The organism is Microbacterium sp. ZW CA_36, from assembly GCF_044987475.1.
Classification (GTDB): domain Bacteria; phylum Actinomycetota; class Actinomycetes; order Actinomycetales; family Microbacteriaceae; genus Microbacterium.
This window is the reverse complement of sequence record NZ_JBJDRL010000001.1, coordinates 176,763-202,399: the sequence shown is the minus strand read 5'-3', so window position 1 is coordinate 202,399 and position 25,637 is coordinate 176,763. Positions and strand designations below refer to the sequence as shown.

The 25,637-nt window shown below is 69.6% G+C and carries 20 protein-coding genes; 10 read left to right on the top strand and 10 right to left on the bottom strand.

Features of this window, described 5'->3' with window-relative positions:
• The first annotated feature begins 118 nt into the window (after positions 1 to 118).
• Positions 119 to 925, top strand: a complete 807-nt coding sequence (locus ACI3KX_RS00890; protein ID WP_363353334.1) for a M23 family metallopeptidase — start codon at positions 119 to 121, stop codon at positions 923 to 925.
• A 359-nt stretch (positions 926 to 1,284) separates the two neighbouring features.
• Entirely contained in the window at positions 1,285 to 1,782 is a 498-nt protein-coding gene (locus ACI3KX_RS00885; protein ID WP_331910360.1) for an HNH endonuclease, read from the top strand.
• A 51-nt stretch (positions 1,783 to 1,833) separates the two neighbouring features.
• Here the strand turns inward: ACI3KX_RS00885 and ppk2 are convergent, their stop codons facing one another.
• Positions 1,834 to 2,640 (bottom strand): polyphosphate kinase 2, encoded by an 807-nt coding sequence (gene ppk2, locus ACI3KX_RS00880; RefSeq protein ID WP_404907147.1) that lies wholly within the window; start codon positions 2,638 to 2,640, stop codon positions 1,834 to 1,836.
• Positions 2,641 to 2,766: 126 nt separating this feature from the next.
• Here ppk2 and ACI3KX_RS00875 point away from each other — a divergent pair, with 126 nt between their 5' ends.
• The 4 genes from ACI3KX_RS00875 to ACI3KX_RS00860 all read left to right on the top strand — a co-directional run bounded on the left by ACI3KX_RS00875 (position 2,767) and on the right by ACI3KX_RS00860 (position 10,477).
• A complete protein-coding gene (locus ACI3KX_RS00875; RefSeq protein WP_404907145.1) occupies positions 2,767 to 3,609 on the top strand; it encodes a hypothetical protein in 843 nt (280 codons plus the stop codon).
• Entirely contained in the window at positions 3,491 to 5,602 is a 2,112-nt protein-coding gene (locus ACI3KX_RS00870) for a DNA polymerase Y family protein (RefSeq protein ID WP_404907143.1), read from the top strand. Before ACI3KX_RS00875 ends, ACI3KX_RS00870 begins: the two co-directional genes overlap by 119 nt.
• Positions 5,603 to 6,266: 664 nt before the next feature.
• On the top strand, positions 6,267 to 9,980 hold the full coding sequence (locus ACI3KX_RS00865) for an error-prone DNA polymerase (RefSeq protein ID WP_404907141.1): 3,714 nt from the start codon (positions 6,267 to 6,269) through the stop codon (positions 9,978 to 9,980).
• A 68-nt stretch (positions 9,981 to 10,048) separates the two neighbouring features.
• On the top strand, positions 10,049 to 10,477 hold the full coding sequence (locus ACI3KX_RS00860) for a VOC family protein (protein WP_363353326.1): 429 nt from the start codon (positions 10,049 to 10,051) through the stop codon (positions 10,475 to 10,477).
• Positions 10,478 to 10,591: 114 nt separating this feature from the next.
• On the opposite strand, the gene ACI3KX_RS00855 is transcribed toward ACI3KX_RS00860, so the two are convergent.
• Both ACI3KX_RS00855 and ACI3KX_RS00850 read right to left on the bottom strand, forming a co-directional pair.
• Positions 10,592 to 10,945, bottom strand: a complete 354-nt coding sequence (locus ACI3KX_RS00855; RefSeq protein ID WP_404907139.1) for a hypothetical protein — start codon at positions 10,943 to 10,945, stop codon at positions 10,592 to 10,594.
• Between the two features lie 139 nt (positions 10,946 to 11,084).
• Positions 11,085 to 12,818 carry an L-aspartate oxidase gene (locus ACI3KX_RS00850; protein WP_404907137.1) on the bottom strand — a complete coding sequence of 578 codons (1,734 nt, stop codon included), beginning with the start codon at positions 12,816 to 12,818 and terminating at the stop codon, positions 11,085 to 11,087.
• A 77-nt stretch (positions 12,819 to 12,895) separates the two neighbouring features.
• On the opposite strand from ACI3KX_RS00850, the gene ACI3KX_RS00845 reads away from it, so the two are divergent.
• Positions 12,896 to 13,819, top strand: a complete 924-nt coding sequence (locus ACI3KX_RS00845; RefSeq protein WP_404907135.1) for a LysR family transcriptional regulator — start codon at positions 12,896 to 12,898, stop codon at positions 13,817 to 13,819.
• Between the two features lie 511 nt (positions 13,820 to 14,330).
• Here the strand turns inward: ACI3KX_RS00845 and ACI3KX_RS00840 are convergent.
• The gene (locus ACI3KX_RS00840) at positions 14,331 to 15,356 is read right to left on the bottom strand and encodes a CPBP family intramembrane glutamic endopeptidase (protein ID WP_404907133.1); all 1,026 of its coding nucleotides are present in this window, start codon (positions 15,354 to 15,356) and stop codon (positions 14,331 to 14,333) included.
• 80 nt (positions 15,357 to 15,436) lie between these two features.
• Positions 15,437 to 15,961 carry a flavodoxin family protein gene (locus ACI3KX_RS00835; RefSeq protein WP_404907131.1) on the bottom strand — a complete coding sequence of 175 codons (525 nt, stop codon included), beginning with the start codon at positions 15,959 to 15,961 and terminating at the stop codon, positions 15,437 to 15,439.
• Positions 15,962 to 16,189: 228 nt separating this feature from the next.
• On the opposite strand from ACI3KX_RS00835, the gene ppsA reads away from it, so the two are divergent.
• Positions 16,190 to 18,574 (top strand): phosphoenolpyruvate synthase, encoded by a 2,385-nt coding sequence (ppsA, locus tag ACI3KX_RS00830; RefSeq protein WP_404907129.1) that lies wholly within the window; start codon positions 16,190 to 16,192, stop codon positions 18,572 to 18,574.
• Between the two features lie 71 nt (positions 18,575 to 18,645).
• On the opposite strand, the gene ACI3KX_RS00825 is transcribed toward ppsA, so the two are convergent.
• Entirely contained in the window at positions 18,646 to 19,398 is a 753-nt protein-coding gene (locus ACI3KX_RS00825) for an SDR family NAD(P)-dependent oxidoreductase (RefSeq protein WP_363353314.1), read from the bottom strand.
• A gap of 178 nt (positions 19,399 to 19,576) precedes the next feature.
• Here ACI3KX_RS00825 and ACI3KX_RS00820 point away from each other — a divergent pair, with 178 nt between their 5' ends.
• Positions 19,577 to 20,476, top strand: a complete 900-nt coding sequence (locus tag ACI3KX_RS00820; RefSeq protein ID WP_404907127.1) for a universal stress protein — start codon at positions 19,577 to 19,579, stop codon at positions 20,474 to 20,476.
• A 39-nt stretch (positions 20,477 to 20,515) separates the two neighbouring features.
• Here the strand turns inward: ACI3KX_RS00820 and ACI3KX_RS00815 are convergent, their stop codons facing one another.
• Both ACI3KX_RS00815 and ACI3KX_RS00810 read right to left on the bottom strand, forming a co-directional pair.
• Positions 20,516 to 21,151, bottom strand: a complete 636-nt coding sequence (locus ACI3KX_RS00815; protein WP_363353310.1) for a response regulator transcription factor — start codon at positions 21,149 to 21,151, stop codon at positions 20,516 to 20,518.
• Positions 21,148 to 22,875, bottom strand: coding sequence for a GAF domain-containing protein (locus ACI3KX_RS00810; RefSeq protein WP_404907124.1), 1,728 nt, complete (start codon positions 22,873 to 22,875; stop codon positions 21,148 to 21,150). Before ACI3KX_RS00810 ends, ACI3KX_RS00815 begins: the two co-directional genes overlap by 4 nt.
• 182 nt (positions 22,876 to 23,057) lie before the next feature.
• On the opposite strand from ACI3KX_RS00810, the gene ACI3KX_RS00805 reads away from it, so the two are divergent.
• Positions 23,058 to 23,597 carry a pyridoxamine 5'-phosphate oxidase family protein gene (locus ACI3KX_RS00805; protein ID WP_404907122.1) on the top strand — a complete coding sequence of 180 codons (540 nt, stop codon included), beginning with the start codon at positions 23,058 to 23,060 and terminating at the stop codon, positions 23,595 to 23,597.
• A gap of 19 nt (positions 23,598 to 23,616) precedes the next feature.
• Here the strand turns inward: ACI3KX_RS00805 and ACI3KX_RS00800 are convergent, their stop codons facing one another.
• On the bottom strand, positions 23,617 to 24,069 hold the full coding sequence (locus tag ACI3KX_RS00800) for a pyridoxamine 5'-phosphate oxidase family protein (protein ID WP_404907121.1): 453 nt from the start codon (positions 24,067 to 24,069) through the stop codon (positions 23,617 to 23,619).
• 154 nt (positions 24,070 to 24,223) lie between these two features.
• Complete coding sequence (locus ACI3KX_RS00795; protein ID WP_349428122.1) at positions 24,224 to 25,618, bottom strand: glutamate decarboxylase; 1,395 nt, start codon at positions 25,616 to 25,618, stop codon at positions 24,224 to 24,226.
• Between the last annotated feature and the right edge of the window lie 19 nt (positions 25,619 to 25,637).

Below are 25,637 nucleotides of genomic sequence, written 5' to 3'. Positions count from 1 at the left end.
CGGAGGACCAAGTTTGGCTGAAGAGATAGATTCGCACGCGATCGTGCCCGAGCATGCGGCGACGGACCCCAACCGTCGTGAGCGCAACCGGAAGACCCCCGTGCGACGCTCCCGAGCCGTGCCACCCGCGAAGTCCAAGCCGACGACCGCGCGCGCGACCTCATCGTCCGCACCGTCGACCAAGGGCCGCGTGGCCAAGCCGCTGCGCAGCCTTGTCGTGCTGACGATGGTGGGCGGACTCGTCGCGACGGTGGCCATCCCCGCGTTCGCCGCGACTGCCGGAGCCGGCCCTGAAGAGGCCGTCACCCTTCAGCAGATGGCGGTCGATGACGCGCAGACGTTCGTCGCGGCATCCGATGCGAACGCGAGCGAGCTGTCGCGCGAGAGCTACGCGGCCACCACCGCCGAAGAGATCGACAAGAAGAAGGCCGAAGAGGCTGCGGCCGAACGCGCCCGCCAGGTCGCGAAGCTCGCGTCGACCTCATCGCGCTCGTCCGTTCCGATCAACATCGCCCTCACCTCGCCCGGAACCGGCGAAGTGCGCTGGCCGATCCTCAACTTCACCAAGGGTCGCGGCCTTTGGGACTCGGGCTACCACCAGGGCGTCGACCTGCTCGCGCCCCAGGGCACCCCGATCTATGCGGCTGCTGCCGGCGTCGTCAAGGTGTCGCAGGAGAGCTACGGCGGCTACGGCGTCGGAATCTCGATCGACCACGTCATCGGCGGTCAGCAGGTGAACACCCTCTACGGGCACATGACGTACGGCAGCCGTCAGGTCTCGGTCGGCCAGACCGTCGAAGCGGGCCAGCTGATCGGCCTCGTCGGCAGCACCGGAAGCTCCACGGCGAACCACCTGCACTTCGAGGTCCACATCAACGGCTCGGTCGTCGATCCCTGGGCGTGGCTGCAGGCCAACGCCGGCTGACGCTGATCCCTGCGGTCGCATCACCGCGAATGCCCACTGCCCTTCAGGGGAGTGGGCATTCGTTGTTCGACACGCCCGCCATCGTTCACCGGCTTCACCGCCCCGGTGTCCGCTGGGTGCGTTAGCCTGAATCCCGACGCTGAGAGAGCGGAGGGAGCCGATGGGCTGCACACCACGCATCCGAACCATGGATGCGCTTGGACGCCTCGTCCTTCGGCATTGCACGAGTGGATGCCGCGGCATTGCCGTGGCGCCAAGGCGCTGTCTATAAGACAGCGCCTTTTTTCATGCCCCTGCGCCCTTGATCGTCGCATGTCGAATAACCGAGAAGCCGTCCCGGCCATTCGAGAGGATGATCAATGCGCACTCTGGTGCTGAATGCGGGCTACGAACCGCTCGCGGTCGTGTCGTTCAAACGGGCGCTCGTGCTCGTGATGAACGAGAAGGCCACCGTCGTGGAACACACCGAGACAGATCCGGTGTGGGGCACCAGACGCTCGTACGAGCGCCCCGCCGTGATCATCCTGACCCGCTATGTGCGGGTACCAGGAGGTCGCCATGTGCCGGTGACGCGGCGCGGCGTGCTGCGGCGTGACAACCACCGCTGCGGCTACTGCGGCAAGGCGGCGTCGACGATCGACCACGTGCTTCCGCGCTCGCGCGGCGGAGCGGACTCGTGGGAGAACCTCGTCGCATGCTGCCTGCGCTGCAACAACGTCAAGGGCGATCGCACACCGCAGGAGATGAACTGGGAGCTGCGCTTCCTCCCGCGCCCGCCGCGTGGAGGGCAGTGGACCGTGCGGGGCACCGAGCGGACCGATCCGCGGTGGGAGCCGTATCTCGCACTGGCGGCGTGATCCTAGGGCGGAGCGCGCGGGCAAGAGCGCGCCGCTGGATGCCCCGGCGGGTCAACTCTCGTCGAGGAGTGTGGACGCGACGTCGGGAACGTAGTTCTCGAGATTGCGCGGCGGTCGTTCGTATCCGTGCGAGGGGGCCTGCGGCGGGATGATGACCTCGTCGCGCTCGACGACCTCGTACGGTATGCGCGAGAGCAGATGCGACATCATGTTGATCCGGCTGCGGCGCTTGTCCACCGATGGCACTTCGTGCCAGGGCGCCTCCGGGATGTCGGTGTGCACGAACATGCTGTCTTTCGCGCGGGAGTAGTCCTCCCATTTCGTGATCGACAGCACGTCGTTGGGGCTGAGTTTCCACCGTCGTGTCGGGTCGTCGGCGCGAGAGCGGAACCGTCGCAGCTGTTCGGCGGCCGACACGCTGAACCAGTACTTGAGGAGAAGGATGCCGTCTTCGACGAGCATGCGCTCGAAGATGGGCGCCTGGTGGAGGAAGCGGTGGTACTCGGCGTTCGTGCAGTAGCCCATGACGTGTTCCACGCCGGCGCGGTTGTACCAGGAGCGATCCATCAGCACGATCTCGCCAGCGGCCGGCAGGTGAGGCACATAGCGCTGGAAGTACCACTGGGTTCGCTCGCGTTCGGTCGGCGTCGGCAGAGCGACGATGCGGGTGACGCGCGGGTTGAGATACTCCGATACGCGTTTGATCGTGGATCCCTTGCCGGCGGCATCGCGCCCCTCGAAGATCACCACGATGCGCGCTCCGCTGGATTGCACCCATGCCTGCATGTCGACCAGTCGAGCCTGCAGGCGACGGAGCTCTTGTTCGTAGGCCTTCCGTGGGATCCTCGGTTCGCTCATGGCCCTGAGGCTACACGCTGCATTCGCGGTGGAACGGGTGGTGGAATCGAACATAACTGTCGGAAGTGGAAGGTACGCTCGTTCCCAGCGGTTGAATGACTAGAACATCTGTTCTAGAATGTGGGAATGGGGGCGATCGTGCAGCTCACGGCACAGCACGTGCACGAGACCGTCGGGCATGAGCCGACGGCCCCCGAACCTGCCGCCCTCCGCGCGGGGAGAACGGCTTCGGCAGACGCGGGCATGGGCCAAGGATCGACCAACACCGTCGCACAGCTGCGCGCTCAGCTCGAGCGGGTGCAGGGACGCCGGCTCGACGCGCCGGTGCTGCCGGTGCATCCCGCCCTCGCCTCGCTGCTTCCCGGGGGCGGCCTGCGTCCCGGATCGGCCTACTCCCTCCCGCGGTCGACGTCGGTGCTGCTGGCGCTGCTCGCCCAGCCGTCGCAGTCCGGGTCCTGGTGCGGTGTGGTCGGGATGCCGCGGCTCGGCGCCGAGGCGGCCGAGGGGCTGGGGGTCGATCTGTCGCGGCTCGTGCTCATCCCCGATCCGGGGGCGCGCTGGCTCGCGGTGACCTCGACCGTCGCCGAGGTGCTGCCGGTGGTCGCGGTGCGTCCGTCCGGGCGCGCCGCCGACGGCGAGATCTCCCGCTTGGCGGCGCGGCTGCGCGATCGCGGTGCGGTGCTGCTCGTGCAGGGGCCGTGGCCGCAGGCAGAGGCCGTGATCGAGGTGGGTGAGCCGGCATGGGAGGGCGTCGGCCGCGGGTACGGCTATCTCTCGGGTCGCGAGGTGACGCTCACCTCCTCGAGCCGCCGCTGGCCGCGATCCCGGCGAGCTCGCGTGATGCTCCCGGATGCGGCGGGCCACGTCTCCGCCGCGCCCGAGCGGATGCGTCCTGTCGAGTCGCTGCATCCGGCCGCCGCCTCGGCGTACGAGGTCTCGCTCGGTCATCGGGTCAGGGCGGTGGGGTGACATGACGCCGGGAACGCCCGTTCGGAGCCTCGTGCTGTGGTTTCCCGACTGGCCGGTCACGGCTCTCGAGCGGGAGGCGGGTGCGGCCGCGCAGCGGCCGGGCACGCAGTCGGCCGCGTCCGGGAAGCGTCCGGGCTCCGAGTCGGACGAGGTCGCGGAGCAGCGCGACACGGGGGATCGGCCGGGCGCGGGTCCGGAGGCGCGGGCAGGTACAAGGCGGGGCGCTCGGTCCGGCAGGTCGCCGTCGGGCGGGGCGCTGTCTGGCGCGGCGCTGCCTGGCGCGGCGTCGTCTGGCGCGGCGTCGTCTGGGCGGGCAGTGTCTGGCGCGGCGCTGCCGGGCGCGGCCGGTTCTGGAGCGGCCGCGTCTGGTGGGTCGCCGTCGGGTGCGGCCGGTTCTGGAGCGGCCGCGTCTGGCGGGTCGCCGTCGGGTGCGGAGCACAGGTCGCGGCATCCGATCGCCGTCGTTGAGCGCAATCTCGTCGTCGCATGCTCGGCGTCCGCGCGTGCCGAGGGGGTGCGCCGGGGGCAGCGACGGCGCGACGCGCAGGCGCGATGCCCGGGGCTGACGCTGGTGGACGCGGATGCCGCGCGCGATCACCGCGCGTTCGCGCCCATCGTGTCGCTGATCGAGGAGCGGGCGCCCGGCGTCCAGCTGGTGCGGCCGGGGCTGTGCGCACTGCGCGCCCGCGGCCCGGCGCGGTACTACGGCGGCGAGACCGAGGCCGCCCGCATGCTGATCGGCGCGCTGCGCGATGCCGGCCTCGACGGAGTCCGGGCGGGGATCGCCGACGGCCCGTTCACCGCGGAGCAGGCGGCGCGCGGCGGCACGAGCGCCGACGACCCGGTCTTCGTCGTGCCCGCCGGTGGGGCGGCGGGGTTCCTCGCGCCGCTGTCGGTCGCCGTGCTCGACGCGTCGGCGATGATCGGTGCGGGCGCAGCCGGGACGAAGGATGCAGCGGACCTCGTGGGACTCCTCGCGCGGCTGGGCGTGCAGACGCTCGGCGGGTTCGCCGCGATGGAGCCTGACCGCGTGCGCGAGCGGTTCGGCGAGCGGGGCGTCCGGCTGCACGCCCTCGCCGCGGGGCACGACTCGCGGCCGGTGCAGCCGCGCACGCCGCCGCCCGAGCTGCAGCGCGAGGTCGCGTTCGAGCCGCCGCTCGAGATCGCCGATCAGGTGGCGTTCGCCATGCGCGTCACCGCCGACGACTTCATCGCAGGTCTGGGCGCGGTGGACCTCGTGTGCACCGAGCTGCGGGTCGAACTCGTCGGCGACCGCGGGGAGCGCAGCGAGCGGGTGTGGCTGCATCCCGGCTCGTTCGATGCCGCCGCGGTCGTCGACCGCGTGCGGTGGCAGCTCGCCGAAGACGTCGGCACCGGGGACGCCGCGGGGCGCGGGCTGCGCAGCGGGGTCGCCCTGGTGCGGATCTCGCCCGAGACTGTGGACGCGGCATCCCATCACGCCCCCGCGCTGTTCGGGGGCGGCCCCGAGGAGCGGGTGCACCATGCGCTGTCGCGCGTGCAGGCGATGCTCGGGCACCGGGGTGTGCTGACCCCCGCGATCGGCGGCGGGCGATGGCTGGCGGAGCGCCAGGTGCTCGTGCCCTGGGGCGACCGCGACGAGCGCGACCGGCAGGCGACAGGCGCCGGCGGCCTCGCGGCGCAGCGTGCGCGACCATGGCCGGGGAGCCTGCCCGATCCGCTGCCGACGACGGTGTTCGCCGATCCGGTGCCGGTCGACGTGCGCGCGCTCGGGGGCGAGCTGGTCGATGTCGACGAGCGGGGCAACGTCGCAGCCGTCCCCGCGTTCTTCATCGAGAGCGGGCGCCGGCGGGCGATCGAGGCCTGGGCGGGGCCGTGGCCCGTGGTCGAGCGGGGATGGGATGCCGCGCGCTCGCGGCGTGCGTACCGGTTCCAGGTCGTCGACGCCGACGGATCGGCGTGGCTGCTGGTGTGCGACGGCGACGCGTGGACCGCGGAGGCCACCTATGACTAGGGAGCTTGGCTCCCGGTCGTTGAGCGAGCTTGCGAGTCGAAACGCAGAGACGAAAGGCTCCGGGCCGGGCGTCGCAGTGAGGCTTGAGGCGTTTCGTCTCGGTCGCTGGCGCTCCCTCGCTCAACGACCGGTGCCGGGCCCTCGGTCGTTGAGCGAGCTTGCGAGTCGAAACGCAGAGACGAAACGCTCCGGGCCGGGTGTGGCGGTGGGGCTCGAGGCGTTTCGTCTCGGTCGCTGGCGCTCCCTCGCTCAACGACCGAGATCGTTGTCCCGGTCGTTGAGCGAGCTTGCGAGTCGAAACGCAGAGACGAAACGCTCCGGGCCGGGCGTCGCAGTGAGGCTCGAGGCGTTTCGTCTCGGTTGCTGGCGCTCCCTCGCTCAACGACCGAGATCGTTGTCCCGGTCGTTGAGCGAGCTTGCGAGTCGAAACGCCGAGACGAAAGGCTCCGGACCGGGCGTGGCAGTGAGGCTCGAGGCGTTTCGTCTCGGTCGCTGGCGCTCCCTCGCTCAACGACCGGTGCCGGGCCCTCGGTCGTTGAGCGAGCTTGCGAGTCGAAACGCAGAGACGAAACGCTCCGGGCCGGGTGTGGCGGTGGGGCTCGAGGCGTTTCGTCTCGGTCGCTGGCGCTCCCTCGCTCAACGACCGGGATCGTGGTGAGGGCTGATGGGCTTCAACAACCCGGGCGTTCCGTGGTCCGAGATGGAGCGCGTGCTGAGCGGCCGTCGCAGGCCCGAGGCACCGCCGGTCGGTGCGGACGGCGGTGACAGCCCGGCGTGGTCGCATAAGCGCGGGCCGTATGTCGCACCCGAGATCGAGCGTCCGGCGGACGCCATCCCGTACGCCGAGCTGCACGCGCACTCGTCGTACTCGTTCCTCGATGGCGCCTCCTCTCCGGAGGAGCTCGCCGAAGAGGCTGAGCGCCTGGGACTGCACGCCCTCGCGATCACCGACCACGACGGCTTCTACGGCATCGTCCGGTTCGCCGAGGCCGCCGAGGCGCTGCAGCTGAAGACCGTGTTCGGCGCCGAGCTGTCGCTCGAGCTGCCGAAGCCGCAGAACGGTGAGCCCGACCCGGCCGGCGCGCATCTGCTCGTGCTCGCCCGCGGCGAGGAGGGCTACCACCGGCTGGCCGGCGCGATCACGCACGCCCAGCTGCAGGGGGCCGAGAAGGGGCGTCCGGTCTACGGCCTCGACGAGCTCGCCGCGCAGGCGGCGGGGGAGTGGGCGGTGCTCACCGGCTGTCGCAAGGGCGCCGTGCGCCGCGCGCTGGCATCCGCGCCGGGGAAGGCGGGGGCGGATGCCGCGGCTCACGAGCTCGACCGCCTCGTGACGCTGTTCGGGCGCGACGCCGTCCACGTCGAGCTCATCGACCACGGCAACCCGCTCGACTCCCGCGACAATGACGTGCTCGCGGGGCTCGCGCGCGAGCGCGGGCTGCCGCTGCTGGCGACGAACAACGTGCACTACGCCGTCCCGAAGCGGCAGCTGCTCGCCGCGGCCGTCGCGGCGGTGCGTGCCAACCGCGGACTCGACGAGCTCGACGGCTGGCTTCCGGCCCACGCCGGGGCGCACCTGCGGTCGGGCGCCGAGATGGCGGAGCGGTTCGTGAGGTTCCCGGATGCCGTCGCCCGCACCGTGACGCTCGCCGACGAGCTCGCCTTTCCGCTGCGCAAGGCCAAGCCCGCGCTGCCGAAGCAGAAGGTGCCCGAGGGGCACACGCCGATGTCGTGGCTGCGCAAGCTCGTGTGGGATGCCGTGCCGCGCAAGTACCCCCACCTGACCGAGGAGAACCGGGCGCGAATCGAGAAGGAGCTCGGTGTCATCGAGCTGAAGGACTTCCCCGGTTACTTCCTGATCGTGCACGGCATCGTCCAGGAGGCGCGGCGCCGCGGCATCCTGTGTCAAGGGCGGGGATCGGCGGCCAACAGTGCGATCTGCTATCTGCTCGACATCACGGCGGTCGACGCGATCGGCTACGACCTGCCCTTCGAGCGGTTCCTGTCGAGCCTGCGCGAGGAGGAGCCCGACATCGACGTCGACTTCGACTCCGATCGTCGGGAAGAGATCATCCAGTGGGTCTACCAGGAGTACGGGCGCGACCGCGCCGCGCAGGTCGCGAACGTCATCCAGTACCGGCCCAAGAACGCCGTGCGCGACATGGCCAAGGCGCTGGGGCATTCGCCGGGGCAGCAGGACGCCTGGTCGAAGCAGATCGAAGGGTGGGGGGCACTCCTGGAGACGGGCGCCGGCCACGACATCCCCGATCAGGTGCTCGAGTTCGCGTCCGAGCTCCTCAAGGCGCCGCGGCATCTCGGCATCCACTCCGGTGGCATGGTGCTCACCGACCGGCCGGTGGGCGAGGTCGTGCCGATCGAGCACGCCCGCATGGAGAACCGCACGGTGATCCAGTGGGACAAGGACGACGCCGCCTGGATGGGTCTCGTGAAGTTCGACCTGCTGGGGCTCGGGATGCTGGCGGCCCTGCAGTACTGCTTCGACATGATCCGCGCCTCGACGGGGGAGGACTGGGAGCTGTCGACGATCCCGAAGGAGGAGAAGGCGGTCTACGACATGCTGTGCCGCGCCGACTCGATCGGCGTCTTCCAGGTCGAGTCGCGTGCGCAGATGGGACTCCTGCCGCGCCTGCAGCCGCGGCGGTTCTACGACCTCGTCATCGAGATCGCGCTCATCCGCCCCGGGCCCATCCAGGGCGGGGCCGTGCATCCGTTCGTCAAGCGCAAGCTCGGGCAGGAGAAGGTGACCTACGCCCACCCCAAGCTCGTGCCGGTGCTCGAGCGCACGCTCGGCATCCCGGTGTTCCAGGAGCAGCTCATGCAGATGGGCATGGCCGTCGGCGGGCTCACCGGCGAGGACGCCGACCTGCTGCGACGGGCTATGGGATCGAAGCGCGGAGTGGAGCGCATCGATTCGCTGAAAGAGAAGCTGTACGCGGGCATGGCCGAGAACGGACTCGTGGGGGAGGAGGCCGACGCGATCTACGCCAAGATCCAGGCGTTCGCGAACTTCGGATTCGCCGAGTCGCACTCGCTGTCGTTCGCGCTGCTCGTGTACGCCAGCTCGTGGATCAAGCTGCACTACCCGGCGGCGTTCCTCGCCGGGCTGCTGCGGGCGCAGCCGATGGGCTTCTACTCGCCGGCGACCCTCGTGGGCGACGCACGCCACCACGGGGTCGAGGTGCGTCGCCCCGACCTGCACCTGTCGGGCGCCGAGGCCGTGCTCGAGGGCGTGGAGCCCGCCTCCCGGTCGTTGAGCGATGGAGCGCCACCCTCCTCCCGGTCGTCGAGCGAAGGAGCGCCACCCTCCCCCCGGTCGTCGAGCCAAGGAGCGCCATCCTCCCCCCGGTCGTTGAGCGAGCGAGGAACGAGCGAGACGAAACGCAGCGAGCACGCGGACGACCTCGACCCGAGGTCTGCGGGTGTCCAGGGCGTTTCGTCTGCGGGCGCCAGAGCGCCCTTCGCTCAACGACCGGAATCCACCGACCCGAGGTCTGCGGATGCCCGGGGCGCTTCGTCTGCGGGCGCTAGAGCGCCCTCCGCTCAACGAGCGGAGCCCACCGGCCTGGACTCCTGCCTCGAACGCGACCAGCCGCCGGTCGGGCTCTTCGACCTCGACGCGCCCGACGAGTCGGCGGCGCATCGGCGCGACGGCGGGTACGCGGTGCGACTCGGCCTCGCCGGGGTCAAGGGGATCGGCGCGACCGTCGCGCAGCGTATCGTCGCGGCGCGCGAGGCCGGTGGCCTGTTCCGCGACCAGCGCGACCTGGTGCGGCGCACCAGTATCACGGCGACGCAGGTCGAGGCGCTCGCCACCGCGGGGGCGTTCGAGTGCCTCGGTCTCAGCCGGCGCGAGGCGATCTGGCTGGCCGGATCCGCAGCGCAGGATCGCCCGGAGTTCCTGCCGGACTCCCTCATCGCGGTGCAGCCGCCGCTGTTCACCGATCCCACCAGCTACGAGCGGCTGGCCGCCGACCTCTGGGCCACCGGCATCTCGACCGACGACCACCCGCTGACGCACTACCGGTCCGGCCTCGACGGTCGCGGCGTCCTGACGTCTCGCGAACTGCGCAGCCACGAGGTCGGTCGCCGCGTCGAGGTCGCCGGACTCGTGACCCACCGGCAGCGGCCGGCCACGGCATCCGGAATCACCTTCCTCAACCTCGAGGACGAGCATGGCCTTGTGAACGTCGTGTGCTCGCTCGGGGTCTGGAACAGGTATCGCCGGGTCGTGCGCGATTCGCCGGCGCTCATCGCCCGCGGCATTCTGGAGCGTTCGGCCGAGGGGGTGACGAACCTCATCGCCGACCGGTTCGAAGACCTCCGTGTGGGCGTGCAGCACCGCGCGAGGGACTTCCGCTGAGGCGTGTCAGCGGGGAGGTCTAGGGTGACGGATGTCGCGGCGCCGACGCCGCGGGAGAGAAGGTCGTCATGGCCGGCAAACTCGGGAACATCACGTTCTACGCCGACGATCCTCCGGCGCTCGCCCGCTTCTGGGCCGCCGTGTTCGGCTATCCCGAGGCCACCTGGGACGACCCGCTGAAGGACGAGCTGCTCGCCGCCGGACTGACGGAGACGGACCTCGCCAAGCGCGGCTTGGCCGAGGATCCCGAAGGTGTGGGACCGAGGCTGTTCTTCCACCACGCCGACGACGCGAAACGCGGGCGCAACCGGCTGCATCTCGACATCAGTGCCACACCCGGCCGGCATCCGACGCGCGAAGAGCTCGACGCCGAGAAGGATCGACTCGTCGCCCTGGGGGCCGAGGTCGTGCGCCTTGTCGACCAGACCTGGGGTCCGTGGCCCGAGACCTACTTCCAGATGAGGGACCCCGAGGGCAACGAATTCTGTCTGCAGTAGCGTGTGGTCGACGGCGCACCACAACGTCCGTGCCTTCGCACGCGTCGGCATCCCGCTCGCTGCGGGAGCGGGATGCTCAAGCCGTCAGATCTCCGGTCGTCAGATCTCCGGTCGTCAGATCTCGCCGTCCCAGGCCTGACCGCGACTGTCGCCGTCCCAGCCGTCACTCCGGCCGTCGACGTCGAAGGCCGCGACCGGCCTCAGACGGCGCTCGATCGCGTTCAACCGCGCTATGGCGGTGGCGTCGACGAGTTCATCTGCGTCGACATGGGCGTCCTGGACGACGATCTGGCTCGCCGGGCCGATGAGCACCATCACCCCGGTGATCGTGCCGTCCTGCTCCCATGACGGAACTGTCACGGCCTCGGCCTCGCCGGCCTCCGCCAGCGCCCGGCCGCAGCTGATCAGTGCCGACGCGATGTCATCCCCGGTCACGAACTCGCTTCCCGCGTACGTCACTCTCTTCACTCTGCCTTTCTACTCGCATGCCCCCCAGACGCCTCTGGGGGTTGCAGCATGTCGGCGAACGGGCTACAGCTGACCGAGAGTTCCCCTGACCCTGCGGGTGTGAAGAGTGGAGGCGTGCCGCGGTGGCCGCCGTACGGCGCTACTCGACGAGCTTCCCGGCGACCGACACCTCGCGCATGAGCGCCGCGATCTCGGCCGGGATCGGGGGAATCGGCTCGCGGACGACACCGGTCGTCGGCGACCAGACGAGGTTGACCTGCAGCTCCGGGTCGATGTCGGGGTAGTCACTGCGGTTGTGGCAGCCGCGGGTCTCCCGGCGTTCGAGCGCCGCTTCGAGGGTCGCGCGTGCGGCGAGAGCCGCCGACTTCAGGTCGAACGCGTGGGCGAGGTCGTGGTAGCCCGCGATGTCGGGGTGCACGCCGATGTCGGCCATGCGTGCCTCGATGGCGTCGAGTTCCGCGAGACCGGTCAGAAGGCCCTGCTCGTCACGCACCACCCCGGCGTGCTCGGTCATCGTGTCGCGGATGGCACGCTGCAGCGCCCGCACGTTCTCGGTCCCCGACGCGGCGAGCAGGTCGGCGATCTCCGAGCGAGCCGCGGCGACCGCGGACGCGGAACGACGCTGTGCCGGCAGCGACGCGGAGTAGTCCGCGGCGGCCTGCCCGACGATGCGCCCGAACACGAGAAGCTCGATGAGCGAGTTGCCGCCCAGGCGGTTCGCGCCGTGCAGGCCCGAGGAGGCCTCGCCGATGGCGTAGAGACCGGGGACGTCGGTGGAGTGATCCGAGGACCGCACCCAGACGCCGCCCATCGAGTAGTGGGCGGTCGGCGCGATCTCGATCGGCTCCTGGGTGATGTCGAGCATCTGCAGCTCGAGCATCGTCTGGTACACGCGAGGCAGACGGGTCATGATCGTCTCGCGCGGCAGGTGCGAGACATCCAGCCACACGCCGCCGTTCGGGGTGCCGCGCCCCTCCTTGATCTCGGTGTAGCAGGCCAGTGCGACACGGTCGCGTGTGGAGAGCTCGAGCCGCTCCGGGTCGTAGCGGTGCATGAAGCGCTCGCCGAGGCCGTTGCGCAGGATGCCGCCCTCGCCGCGTGCCGCCTCCGAGATGAGGGTGCCCGCCGCGTTCTCGGGTTCGATGATGCCGCTCGGGTGGAACTGGACGAGCTCCGGGTCGCGCAGGCGGCCGCCGGCTTCGACGGCGAGACGGAACGAGTCGCCGGTGTTCTCGTCGCGTCGCGAGGAGGTGCGCCGCCAGATCCGGTTGTGTCCCCCCGCCGCGAGGATCACGGCATCCGCGTGGATGAGGTAGCGCGTGCCGTCCTCGAGGTCGAACCCGTATGCGCCGAAGACGGCGCCGTCGTCGTTGACGAGGATGCGCGTGACGTACACGGTGTCGAGGATGGGCACCTGCAGCTGAGCCGCCCGGTTGATCAGGGTGCGCTGGATCTCCAGTCCGGTGTAGTCGCCCGCGAAGGCGGTGCGACGGTACGTGTGCGCGCCGAAGAATCGCTGCGAGATGCGTCCGTCGTCCTCGCGGGCGAACGGCATGCCGTACCGCTCGAGGTCTTCGATGCCGCGGGCGGCGCCCGAGGTGACGACCTCGACGGTGTGGGGGTTGGCGAGCAGATAGCTCTCCTTCAGGGTGTCGGCCGCATGCTGCTGCCAGCTGTCGTCGGCATCCATGGTGCCGAGGGCGGCGTTGATGCCACCGGCGGCCAGCGAGGTGTGGGCGTCCGATTTGGGACGCTTGCCGAGGGTGATGATGTCGACGCCTGCCTCGGCGAGTTCGATGGCAGCGCGGAGTCCGGAGCCCCCGGTGCCGATGACGAGGACGGTGGTGGAAAGCTGGCGCTCTGAAGTACTCACCCCTCCACGGTAAGAACATCGCGACGATTACTCCAATGCATCTTTCTGCTCATATCAATAGCGGTATGCTATGAACTGTGAATCTCGAGCAGCTCCGCGCCTTCGTCACCGTGGCCCAGCTCGGCAACTTCACGCGGGCCGCCGAGCAGCTGCACCTTGCTCAGCCGTCCCTCAGCCGTCAGATCGGCACGCTCGAGCAGGATCTCGGCGCGGAGCTGTTCCACCGTGCGCGTGCGGGCAGCACGCTCACCTCGGCCGGTGAGTCGCTCCTGCCGTTGGCGCGCCGCATGCTCGCCGACGCGGATTCCGTCCGCCGGGAGCTCAATGCGCTGGCCGGGCTGCGGCGCGGGCGCGTGCGCCTCGGCGCCACGCCGACGCTCTGCATCAGCCTGGTCGCCGAGGTGCTGGGGGCGTTCCACGCCGCGCACCCCGCGATCGAGCTGCACATCACCGAACGGGGTTCGCGCGGGCTGCTCGACGCTCTCGCCGGCGGCGAGCTGGACCTCGCGCTGGTCACGACGTCGGGTGGTGCATCCACCGAGAGATTCACCGTGACCCCCCTTCTGCTCGAGGAGCTCGTCGTCATCTCGTCCGGCGACGCACCGCCGCTGACCGCGCGCGACAGCATCACGCTCCGTGAGGTCGCCGATCTGCCGCAGGTCGCTTTCAGCTCGACGTACGATCTCCGCAGCACCACCGATGCCGCCTTCGAGGCGGCGGGACTGTCGCCCCGCGCGGTCATCGAGGGCGCGGAGATGGATGCCGTGCTCCGGTTCGTGGAGCGCGGGATCGGCGTCGCGATCGTCCCGGCGATGGTGATGATCGAGCGCAAGGGGCTGCGGGCGGTGCGTCTCGCGGAGCCGACGCTGACGCGCACGATCAGCATCGCGCGTGTCACCGACATCGCCCCCACGCCGGCCGTCGATGTCATGCAGCAGACGATCGTCCGCACCGCCGCCGCCCTCGCAGCGCGGCCAGAGGCGACCACCCGCCTGGCGTGACGCGATCGGCCGGCGTCCTCAGCGGCCGCCAGTACAGCCGGGTCGCCTCAGCCGCGCGTTCATGCCGGAGTTGCGACCTGTGCGGCATCCCCCCGGATGCCGCACAGGTCGTCGAGGTGCGCATAGCGCCGCGTCCAGGACACCGAAGCCCTCGACGCCCTCGGAGAGAACGGGGGAGGTCGCGCATGGCGTCCACCTCTGACCCCGCTCCACACCGTGCTTGTCGTCTGTCGACCTGTCCAACCTCGTTCCGTCGATCCCATTCCACTCCCGGATCCCGCCGGCGAACAGGGTCGAAGGTCCCGATCCTCCGAGCCGCCATCCGCCCGATCCCACAACGCGATCCTGGCCGGTCGAACCTCGCGGGCCGCATGCTCGGGCCTGCCGTGGGTGAGTCGACGTCAGCGCGCGCACGGCGATCGCGTCTGCGCAGCGCGAGTCCGGCCTCGCCGCGTCGAAGCCTCCGCCGCAGGCCTTCGCCCTTCGTGAGGGCCGTGATGCTCGTGCCCGGTCATGCCGGGATCCAGGTGCTGCGGCGTTGCGACGCCTGCGGGGGACGGACGTACATCCGGTCGGTGACCACCATGAGGGTGGCGATGACGAGCAGCACGGCTGTAAGACCGATATTCACCGGCAGCCAGTATCCCGAGGTGTTGTTCACCGAGGTGTGCAGCAGGATCACGACGAGCAGGCCGCCGCGCGACCGGTTGTACAGCCAGGTGAAGATCACAGCGAGCAGGCAGCTGCTGGCGACGCGGAGGGCGAAGCCTGCCGGACCTGTGCCCATGCCGGCGTCGTACACGCCTCGCAGGTGAAGCGGTAGGTGCCAGAGTCCCCAGACGACACCCACGATCAGGCTGGCGAGGAGCGGGCTCAGGCGCGCCTGCAACGTCGGAAGCAACCATCCGCGCCATCCGATCTCCTCGCCGAGCGGCCCGCCGAAGAGCAGAGTGACACCGAAGACGATCAGGATGCCGGTCCACGACCCCTCCGCGAGCACCAGCGGCTGCGAGCCGACGTCCGCGCCGAGCAGGGTGACCAGGCCACTGCCCAGCGCGCTCGCCACGGGGAACAGCAGGATGGCGACGAGGTATGTCCACCACGGCGAACGCGGCGACAGGATGCTGGACAGCAGCTTCGCGAAACGAGGGTTGCGGCTTCCCGAGATCCAGACCAGCGCTGCGGGAATCGTGATCAGCACGACCAGCAGCGCGGCCGCCATCGGGGATGACACATCCGCCCATCGCGGGGCGAGGAGCAGCACGGTGACGGTCAGGGTTGCGAGCGCCGCGACGACGACGCGTACTCGCGGGGGCTGATCGTCCGTGCCGCGGGTGGCGGCCGAGCGGCCTGCCACCAGCAGTGCCGCGACCGCCGGCCCGAAGGTCGCGAGCTGGTCCAGAGTGAGTGCGAGGCTCTGGTCGTGAGCGACGACCGGATGCAGGAACCACAGGCTCCACGAGATCCCGAACGCGATGGTCACGAATGCGACCGTTCGCGCGGCCGCACCGCGCTCGATCGTGCCGTACGCGCTCATCCGGCGTCCCTCACCGCGTGGGGAGGGCAGGGGGACGCAGGATGCCGAGTGCACGCAGGGTGCTCATGATGGCGCCGCCGCTATGCGCTGGGGACGGCGACCAGTCCGCCGGCCCACTCGCTCGCCCGACTCTCCTCGCCCTCGAGGAGCCGGTTGTCCAGACCGACGAGGAAGTCGGCGTGGGCGTCGGCGTCGGCGAGACGGCGGCGGAGCCCCTTCGTGATCGCCGCGGTCGCATCCCCCGAGAAGATCCGAGGTAAGTCGGCTCGCGTCGAGAACACGGCGAATCGGGGGTTGCCGACGAGCATGATCCCTTCGAGCCACTCGCGCACTCCCGTTGAGCGGGCCGTTTCCTCGAGGCTCAGCTTCTTCGTCGGATCGACCGCCCACTCCACGGCCTCGGCACGAGACTTCGGCCGGGGGAGGCTGTGCGCGTGGGTGGGGGCTCCGACGATGACCAGCGTGTAGTCGCTCAGGTCGGCCGGTGCCTCGCAGGCGGGTGAGACGGTGACGTCGGCCCCCGTCGTCTCCAGCGCCCCTGCCATCGCCTCCGCGAGCTTGCGCGTGTTCCCGAACATCGACTCGTACACGATCAGTGCGTTCACCGTCCGCTCCTTCCGTCGTTGATGCACCCAGACTCCGGGATCGGCTCGGCGATGACTGGGCCGAACGTCCCGCCGTCCGCGGCGGGACCTTCGACCCTGCGCTGCCGTGCACGCGTGAAGAGCATGGCCTCAGGAGCGCACACGCTGTGATCGCGCCGCGGTCGGGTTCGGCTTCGGGCCGCCCCTCCCGCGCTCGGCTCACGGCTCTAGTCATAGGAGACGCACGACATGTCCAATCTGCTCTGGTTCCGAGACATCACGATGTCGGACCTGCCACGCGTCGGCGGCAAGAACGCATCGCTCGGCGAGATGGTCTCGCGTATCCACAGTGCGGGCGTCCGTGTCCCAGGGGGCTTTGCGACCACTGCTGACGCGTACCGCGCCTTCCTCGCGCACGGCGACCTCTCGGCACGGATCCGCACCCAGCTGGCGGACCTGGATACCAGCGACGTGCGTGAACTCGCGGTGGTGGCGGCGCGCATCCGCACCTGGATCGAGGGTCAGCCGTTCCCGGCCGGCCTGAACGACGACATCCGCGCGGCGTACGCGACGCTGGTCGCCGAGCAGGCCCATCCCGACCAGGTCACCTGGGCGGTGCGATCCTCTGCGACGGCGGAAGACCTGCCCGACGCCTCCTTCGCAGGACAGCAGGAGACGTTCCTCAACATCGACGGCATCGAGAACGTGCTCGAGGCCATCCGAGGCGTCTTCGCCTCGCTCTACACCGATCGTGCGCTGGTCTATCGGGCGCAACGGGGATTCGACGAGGACGACATCGCGATCTCCGCCGGCGTGCAGCTCATGGTTCGATCCGATGTCGGGGCTTCGGGCGTGATGTTCACGATCGACACCGAGTCCGGCTTCGACGATGTCGTCTTCATCACGGGCGCCTACGGTCTGGGCGAGACCGTGGTGCAGGGGGCCGTGAATCCCGACGAGTTCTACGTCTACAAGCCGGCTCTCCGCGCGGCGCGGCCGTCGATCCTCCGCCGTGAGCTGGGGACCAAGGCGGTCGCGCTCCGATATGCGGCAGGCACGCGAGTCGGCGACAGCACGGTCCTCACCGACGTCGCCGCCGGCGACCGTTCGCGATTCAGCCTCACGGACGAGCAGGTCGAGGAGCTGGCGCGCGGCGCCCTCGCCATCGAATCCCACTATGGCCACCCGATGGATATCGAATGGGCGCTCGACGGCGTGGACGGCTCGCTGTACATCGTTCAGGCCCGGCCTGAGACCGTCGTCACCCGGAGAGACAGCAGTGTGCTGCGCCGCTACGTGTTGCGAGCGCGTGGCGATGTGCTCGCATCCGGTCGTGCCGTCGGTGAGAAGATCGGCCACGGCCCGGTGCGGGTGATGCACGACCTCAGCCTGATGCATCTCTTCCAAACCGGCGACGTGCTGGTGGCCGACCGCACCGACCCCGACTGGGAGCCGATCATGAGGATGGCTTCGGCGATCGTCACCGACAGCGGCGGCCGGACCTGTCACGCCGCCATCGTCGCGCGCGAGCTGGGGATCCCCGCCGTCGTGGGAACGGGGACGGGAACCGAGACGCTGACCGACGGGACCGGCGTGACCGTGGCCTGTTCGGAGGGCGATGACGGGCTCGTGTACCGAGGCATCCTCGATTACGCCATCGAAGAGACCCCGCTGGATCGGATCCCAGAGCTCGCGGTGGACCTCATGCTGAACGTCGGCGTGCCCGACCAGGCGTTCACTCTCGCGCAGCTGCCCAACCGCGGCGTCGGCCTCGCGCGGCTGGAGTTCATCATCAACCGCGCGATCGGCATCCACCCGCGCGCGCTCGCCGAGTTCGATTCGCTGGCGGAGCCGCTGAAGAGCGAGGTCGCGCAGCGGACGGCTGCCTACCCCTCACCCCGTGACTTCTTCGTCCAGAGGGTGGCGGAGGGCGTCTCGACCATCACCGCCGCCTTCGCGCCCAAGCCTGTCATCGTCCGGATGAGCGACTTCAAGACCAACGAGTACGCCGGTCTTCTCGGCGGTGACCTCTTCGAACCCCATGAAGAGAATCCGATGCTCGGATGGCGCGGGGCCTCCCGCTACACCACCCCGAGCTTCCGGGCCTGCTTCGACATGGAATGCGAGGCGCTGCGCCACGTCCGCGATCGGATGGGGCTCACGAATCTCAAGATCATGATCCCGTTCGTCCGCACCGTCGACGAGGCTGCGGCGACCGTCGCCCTCCTCGCGGAGAACGGCCTTCGCCGTGGCGAGAACGGGCTCGAGGTCGTGATGATGTGCGAGATCCCCTCCAACGCGCTGCTGGCGGATGCCTTCCTCGATCACTTCGACGGGTTCTCCATCGGCTCGAACGACCTGACCCAGCTGACCCTCGGCGTCGACCGTGACTCCGCCCTGGTCGCCGCGTCCTTCGACGAGCGCGACCCGGCGGTGCTCGATCTGCTGGAACGCGCCATCGAAGCGTGCACACGGCGGGGCAAGTACATCGGGATCTGCGGCCAAGGTCCCTCGGACCACCCCGACCTGGCCGAGTGGCTGCTGGCACGCGGCATCGATTCGATGTCGCTCAACGCCGACGCCATCGTCGAGACATGGCTGCGGCTGGCGGAACTCTCCGCGGTCAAGGTCTGACACGCAGCCGACCACGACCACGGCCGCACTCGTGGTCGTGGTCGTGGTCGTGATCGCCCGGAGGCGGGTGGTCAGATCGAGGCCCAGCCGCCGTCGACCGAGAGGATGGCGCCCGACACATTCGACGCGTCGTCGCTCAGCAGCCAGGTGATGGCGGCGGCGAGCTCCTCAGGACGAGCGACGCGCGGGATATTGGTCTGGAACAGCGGTCCGAGACGCTCCCCGGCCCACTCGGAGTGGAACGGCGCCTCGATGCTGGTCGCGACGGGTCCGGGCGCGACGGCGTTGCAGCGGATGCCCTTCGGCGTGTAGAAGAAAGCGGTGCTCTTGGTGAATCCGTTCACGGCGTGCTTCGACGTCGTGTACGGCGTGCCGGCGGCGGAGCCGCGCTGACCCGCCTCGGAGCCGACGTTGACGATGCTTCCCATGCCCCGCACGAGCATCGGAGGGAGCACGGCGCGCGTCAGCCGCATCATGGCCGTCAGATTCACGGCCAGCACACGATCCCATGTCGCGTCGGCGATCTCGGCGGTCGGTTCGAAGCCGTCCATGATCCCCGCGACGTTCGCAAGCCCGTCGATCCTCGGTCCGGCGGCATCCAGGATCCGAGCGGTCGACGCCGGATCGGTGATGTCGGCGGCGACGGTCGTGACGTCGCCCTGGACCTCGTCGGTCAGGGCGGTCAGGCGGTCCGCCGACACGTCGACCGCGACGACTCGACCACCCTCTGCGACGAGTCGCTCGACCGTGGCCCTGCCGATGCCCGCCCCTCCGCCCGTGACGATGATGGTGCATCCGGTGAAACGGTTCGCCACATGAGACATGATGTCGTCCTCTCCCTGTCCCCACAGTCGACCGCGTCCGCAGGACCATTCGCGGGGCTTTGGTCCTGCGTGGCGGCGGCGGGCGTCCGCACGGCGGGACCTACGTCCCGGCCCCGCGAGATCGGCCTGGCTACGTTCAAGAGAGGAGCCACTCCGGCACCGGGGAAGGGAGACTCCCATGGAACGCATCGTCCTCGGCTATGACGGCAGCCCCGCGGCGGTCTCGGCGCTCAACTGGACGGCGGCGCGTTCGGCTCGCGGGATGACCAAGGTCGATGTCGTCCTGGTGGCCTCGCCTTCGACGAAGGACCGCACTCCGGGCGTCGAGCGCCTCGCGGAGGCGGAGGCCGCCCTGCGAGAGCGCATTCCCGGCCTCGAGGTCGAACTGCATCGCCTCGACGGGGAGGTGACCGCGTCGCTCGCGGAGGCCGCGCAAGGAGCGGACCTCGTCGTGATCGGGATCCACACCGGGCACCCGATACGAGCCGCCGCGAACGGCTGGACACCGCTGCGTCTGAGCCTGCGTGTCCAGACGCCGGTGTGCATCGTTCCTGCCGGGTGGACCGAGGGCGGTGATCCCGTGACGGTGGGCATCGCGGACGACTATTCCTCGGACGCTGCACTGGACTTCGGCATCGGGGAAGCGAGCACGACAGGGACGGGGCTGCGCCTGGTGCATTCGTGGCTGATGCCCAGCCCCACCTTCGACTACGGCACCGCGCTCACGGTGGACCCGGCGGTGGTGATCGATGGACACCGTCGGATACTCGACGACACCGCCCGAGAGGTGGCGCGCCGGCGCCCCACCCTCTCGGTCACGAAGGAGCTGATCCGCGACAGCCGATCTGCCGCCCTTCTCAGATTCGCCTCGAGATCGTCTCTGCTGCTCATCGGAACGCATCGCAGAGGAGTGCTGGCCGGAACGCTGCTCGGCTCGGTCGCGCAGGAGGTGCTGTGGAGGGCGGACTGCCCGGTGTGCGTCGTGCCGCCGGTGCGGGCGGGGAGGATCGAGCGGGATCTCACGCCGTCTGCCGCCTCGGCGGACGGTCCGGGCTCAGGATCGCAACAGGCGCTCTAAGCTCATCGCGGTGTCCGGCACACGGGGCGGAATACGGCGCTAGTCCGGATCGGGGTGCTCGAGCTGGAAGATCGCGGCCTGGGTCCTGCGCTCCAGACCGAGCTTGCTCAGCATCGACGAGACGTAGTTCTTCACCGTCTTCTCCGCGATGCCGAGCCGTTCGCCGATCTGCCGGTTCGTCAGACCGTCGGCGATCAGCTTGAGCGTCTGCCGCTCCCGCAGCCCCAGTGAGCCCAGACGCGGATCCTCGTCCGCTCGATCATGCATGCCGGCCTTCGCACGGGTCACGGCGTCCGGGTCGAGCAGAGTGCGCCCGCCGGCCACCGCGCGGATCGCATCCACCAGGCCGGATCCGCCGATGTTCTTCAGTACATAGCCGGCTGCACCCGCCAGCACCGCGGCCGAGACGGCGGTGTCGTCGTCGTAGGCCGTAAGGATCAGGCACGCCACCGACGGCAGGCGCGAGCGCACGTCCCGGCAGACGTCGATGCCGCTGCCGTCGGGCAGCCGCACATCGAGCACCGCCACGTCGGGCTGGGTCGCTTCGATCCTGCCCAGGGATTGACGCGCGGTGCCGGCTTCGCCGATCACTTCCATGTCGGGCTGCGCGCCGACGAGCCCCGCAAGTCCGCGGCGGACGATCTCGTGGTCGTCGACGAGGAAGACGGTGATCATCCGCTCTCCTTCAGGCTGGTGCCGGATGCCGCCCCGGTCGGGGCGATCCAGCGAACCGTCGTACCCACGGGCGAGGACTCCACGGCGAAGGCGCCCCGCCGCTGCTCTGCGCGCTGGCGGAGGTTGTCCAGTCCGCTGAGTGCGGCGTCCGCGGGGATTCCTCCACCGTCGTCTTCGACGACGACGGTGACCTTGTCGTCGGACGCCGTGACGTCGAGCGAAACGTGGTCCGCCTGAGCATGGCGGATCGAGTTGCAGAGGAGCTCGCGGGCGACGGCGACGACGTCGGTTGCCAGCTCGTCGCGGACGAGGAGGTCGACCGGACCGTTGAATCGGATGGCGGGCGGCCGGCGCGCCCCGCTCGAGACCTCGCCGACCACATCGAGGACGCGATGGCGAACGGACGTGTCGTCGCGGTGCGAGAGCGCGAAGATGACGGTTCTGATCTGGGCGATCGCGTCGTCCAACTGGTCGATCGTGTCGCTGATTCCGTCCGCCGCTGGGCCCGGACCGACGCTGCTGGCGAGGGCCTGTAGGCCGAGTCCGGCACCGAAGAGCTGCTGGATGACGTGATCGTGCAGGTCGCGCGCGATCCGCCGTCGATCGTCGGCGAGGAGCGCGCGCTGGGCCTCCTCGCCGGCGCGCGCGAGCTCGAGCGCGAGGATCGCTCGCGAGCTGAGGTCGACGGCCCCCTCTGTCTCAGCCGGTGAGAACCGGCTGTCGTCGGGACTGCGAGAGATGCACATCACTCCCCAGAACAGCGGCCCGTTCTGCAACGGGATCGCCATCACCGGACCACTCACTCCCTCCCGGACGATGAGAAGCGGGTCGTCTGCGTCGATGGGCCGTCGCGGCTGCGTGTGCGGCCGAGGGTCGTCGAGCACCCGGCCGGCGAACACCGTGCTGGGGTCGATCTCCGTGGCGCGCAGGACGGCTTCCGCCTCGCCGTTCGTCGCGGCGACACGGAACCGGCCATCGTCCTCACTCGGCAGGAGGATGGTGACCTGCTCGGCCCCGGAGACCTCGCGCACCCGTGTCACGAGGAGATCCAGAGCGGTGGTTGTCGAGGTCGACAGGATGGCGGCGGACAGCTCGGCCGCCGCCGTCATCCAGTGCGCGCGGACTTTTGCTTCCGCGAGGAGCCGCGCGTTCCCGATCGCGAACCCCGCCGTCGCTGCGAGTGCTTCCAGCAGCTGTTCATCCTCTTCGCTGAAGCCGCCGTCGCGGTGATTCGTCAGGTAGAGATTTCCGAAGACCTCGTCGCCGACGCGGACGGCCACACCGAGGAACGAATGCATCGGGGGATGATGGGGAGGGAAGCCGGCGGCTCGGGGATCGCCCTCCATCTCGGCCAGAAGGATCGGCCGGGAGTCGGTGATCAGCGCACCGAGGAGGCCGCGCCCCTCAGGCAGATGCCCGATCGCCGCGGCATCCTCATCAGGCAGGCCGACATAGATGAACTGCTCCAGCGCGTCGCGCTCGGGATTGATGACGCCCATCGCTCCGTACTGCGCATCGACCAGCTCGACGGCGGCCTCGACGATGCTGCGGAGCACGAGCGTGAGGTCGCTCTGCTCGACGACGGCTTGATTGGCGCGCAGCAGGGCCCGCAGGCGGCCCTGCGTCCTCATCACCTTCGCGCTCTGCGCGACCAAGGCGCTGATCGCGCCTTCGAGCTCAGTGCGGGGTCCGTCGGGAAATGACAGCGAGCCGGGCTCGGCCACCGTGGTCCTCCTCCACTGCCGTTACGGCCAACGTAGGGCCGGGCGCGCCAGGCCGCCAGTGCCCGTGCGCGCGACCAGGAGGATCTGCGTCGACGGGACCATACGCGTGCCCGGGACCTTCGGCCCTGTGGGAGCGCGTGGGCCGCGATTCACTGGAGACAGAATCAGGAAGGACCGACACTATGGTCGGCAATGAGCCCCCGGTCATCGATCCCCGCGCGCCCGGGCATGCGCGCCATGTCCAGCCGCCCGCGGACGGCCCGGAGGGGCCCGGCTCCGGTGTCCCCAATCCGTACCTCGCCAGCCGGCCGGCGGAGCCGGCGAGCGGTGCGGAGAAGGTGGAGCATCTTGAGGCCGCGCACTGCTGGCGACTGCTGGAGACGACGCAGATCGGCAGGCTCGCGATCGAAGGCCGTGACGGACGTCCGGACGTCTTCCCCGTGAACTACCTCGTCCATGACGGCAGTGTCTTCATCAGGTCCGCGCCCGGATCGAAGCTCAGAAGCATCGCGAAGCATCCCTCGGTCGCCTTCGAGATCGACGGCGAGACGGCGAGTGCCCATTGGAGTGTGGTCGTTCATGCCGACGCCCACCGGATGGACACGGATGCCGACATCGAGGCGAGCGGTGTTCTCGAGCTCGCCTCCAACAGTCCGACGGAGAAGGACGACTTCATCCGGCTCGTGCCGGAGTCCGTGAGCGGTCGAAGCTTCCCTCGGTGATCTCAGCCGCTCTCCAGCGTCAGGTCCAGGCGTCGCCCGCTGACGCGGCGTAGCGGTCCGGCTCGGGTCCGCGATCGAAACGTCGACCTGTGATCGAGACCGGCGTGATCCGCACCCAGCGGTACTTGAGCGTAGGCGTCCAGGGGGTGAGGGGGAGAGCATCGGCGAGGTCGATCTCACGCTGCAGCTCGAGTCGCGTGGCGACGCCCTTCAGCACGACGCTCGCGCCGAAGGTGTCGTCGTGCTCGTCGACTTCGAACGCGACGCGAGGGTTGGCCGAGAGCTCGGCGAGCTTCGAGCCGGGAGCAGTGCGAAAAAGCACGCGGGGCCCGTCGACCACATAGTTGATGGGGAAGATGTCCGGCTCGCTGTTCACCGCCACGGCAAGCCGGCCCAGTTCGTGCCGTGCCAGCAGGTCCCAGCACTCCTCTTCGGTCAGCGTCGAAATCGCGTCGTTGCTCGTCCCGCCCATGACGTCACCTCCACCGGTCTGATCGCCGCATCGCGGCCCCAGCCCCAGCGAATCCCATGCCGCCGCGGACGAGGGGGCCCAAGGTCCCGCGGATTGTGGAGTCGGGGTGGTCGCCTGGCGGACGCGCTCGGGCGTCCGCCAGGCACGACGTCCGTCAGTGGTGGAAGCTGCCGGCTTCCTCTTCGGTCATGGAGTTGACGATCGGGTGCTTGTCGAAGTGCTCGATCGCCGCACGGTAGTCGGCCATGAGAAGCGACGCCTCATCACGCCCGAAGCCCTGCCGCACCAGGATCCGCTGCACGGGAAGGTCCTGTCGATCGGCCGGCATGGTGTACGCGGGCACCTGCCAGCCGCGCGTGCGCAGCCGGTCGGCGAGGTCGAACAGCGTGAACGGATGATCGACGCCCTCCTTGAGCTTCCACGACACGGCCGGGATACCGGACTCGGCGCCGCCGTTGTTGATGATGTCGAAGTGGCCGAGCTTGCGGATCTCCTCCGCGAGGTACATCGACGTGTCGTGGCACGACTCGTGCACCTTGCGGTAGCCCTCGCGTCCGAGCCGCAGGAAGTTGTAGTACTGCGCGACGATCTGACCGCCGGGACGCGAGAAGTTCAGGGCGAACGTCGGCATGTTGCCACCGAGGTAGTTGACGTTGAAGATCAGGTCCTCGGGCAGCTCCGCGGCATCCCGCCAGACGATCCATCCCACTCCGAGCGGGGCCAGGCCGAACTTGTGTCCCGACGTGTTGATGGACTTCACCCGCGGCAGGCGGAAGTCCCACACCAGCTCGGGCACGGTGAACGGGGCGATGAAGCCCCCGCTCGCGCCGTCGACGTGGATCGGGATGTCGAGCCCGGTGTCCGCCTGCAGCTTGTCGAGTGCGTCGCTCACGTCGTGCACGGGCTCGTACTGGCCGGTGAACGTGACGCCGAGCGTCGGGACGACGCCGATGGTGTTCTCGTCGACCCGCTTGATCACCTCGTCGGCGTTCATGATGAAGCGGTCGCCCTCCATGGGGATCTCCCGCAGCTCGACATCCCAGTACCGGGCGAACTTGTGCCAGCAGACCTGCACCGGTCCGCAGATGAGGTTGGGCTTGTCGGTCGGCTTGCCGGCCTCGCGCCGCCGGGCGCGCCAATTCCACAGCAGCGCCATGCCGCCGAGCATCGCGGCCTCGCTCGAGCCGGTGGTCGACGTGCCGAGCGTGTTCTGCGCCTCGGGCGAGTTCCAGAGATCGGCGAGGATGTGGACGCAGCGCGCCTCGATCTCGGCCGTCTGCGGATACTCGTCCTTGTCGACCATGTTCTTGTCGAGGGTGTCGGCCATGATCGACCGGATCTCGGGCTCGAGCCAGGTCTGGCAGAACGTCGCGAGGTTCTGACGCGAGTTCCCGTCGAGCATCAGTTCGTCGACGACGACCTGGTACGCGTGGCGTGCGAGGTGCTCCTTCTCGGGCATCCGATACTTCGGCAGCGACACCGAGAGGTCTCCTGAGGCGAAGACCTCGTCGAGCAGCTCGTCGCGGACGTCATCCTTCTTATGCAGCATCTTCGTGCTCTCCGCCGTT

Excerpts from the sequence above, each read along its gene's own strand:
- ACI3KX_RS00885 (WP_331910360.1), top strand. The coding sequence starts at position 1,285 with ATGCGCACTCTGGTGCTGAATGCGGGCTACGAACCGCTCGCGGTCGTG.
- ACI3KX_RS00805 (WP_404907122.1), top strand. The coding sequence starts at position 23,058 with ATGGTCGGCAATGAGCCCCCGGTCATCGATCCCCGCGCGCCCGGGCAT.
- ACI3KX_RS00870 (WP_404907143.1), top strand. The coding sequence starts at position 3,491 with ATGCGGCGGGCCACGTCTCCGCCGCGCCCGAGCGGATGCGTCCTGTCG.
- ppsA (WP_404907129.1), top strand. The coding sequence starts at position 16,190 with ATGTCCAATCTGCTCTGGTTCCGAGACATCACGATGTCGGACCTGCCA.
- ACI3KX_RS00815 (WP_363353310.1), bottom strand. The coding sequence starts at position 21,151 with ATGATCACCGTCTTCCTCGTCGACGACCACGAGATCGTCCGCCGCGGA.
- ACI3KX_RS00865 (WP_404907141.1), top strand. The coding sequence starts at position 6,267 with ATGGGCTTCAACAACCCGGGCGTTCCGTGGTCCGAGATGGAGCGCGTG.
- ACI3KX_RS00820 (WP_404907127.1), top strand. The coding sequence starts at position 19,577 with ATGGAACGCATCGTCCTCGGCTATGACGGCAGCCCCGCGGCGGTCTCG.
- ACI3KX_RS00795 (WP_349428122.1), bottom strand. The coding sequence starts at position 25,618 with ATGCTGCATAAGAAGGATGACGTCCGCGACGAGCTGCTCGACGAGGTC.
- ppk2 (WP_404907147.1), bottom strand. The coding sequence starts at position 2,640 with ATGAGCGAACCGAGGATCCCACGGAAGGCCTACGAACAAGAGCTCCGT.
- ACI3KX_RS00800 (WP_404907121.1), bottom strand. The coding sequence starts at position 24,069 with ATGGGCGGGACGAGCAACGACGCGATTTCGACGCTGACCGAAGAGGAG.
- ACI3KX_RS00875 (WP_404907145.1), top strand. The coding sequence starts at position 2,767 with ATGGGGGCGATCGTGCAGCTCACGGCACAGCACGTGCACGAGACCGTC.
- ACI3KX_RS00840 (WP_404907133.1), bottom strand. The coding sequence starts at position 15,356 with ATGAGCGCGTACGGCACGATCGAGCGCGGTGCGGCCGCGCGAACGGTC.
- ACI3KX_RS00825 (WP_363353314.1), bottom strand. The coding sequence starts at position 19,398 with ATGTCTCATGTGGCGAACCGTTTCACCGGATGCACCATCATCGTCACG.
- ACI3KX_RS00860 (WP_363353326.1), top strand. The coding sequence starts at position 10,049 with ATGGCCGGCAAACTCGGGAACATCACGTTCTACGCCGACGATCCTCCG.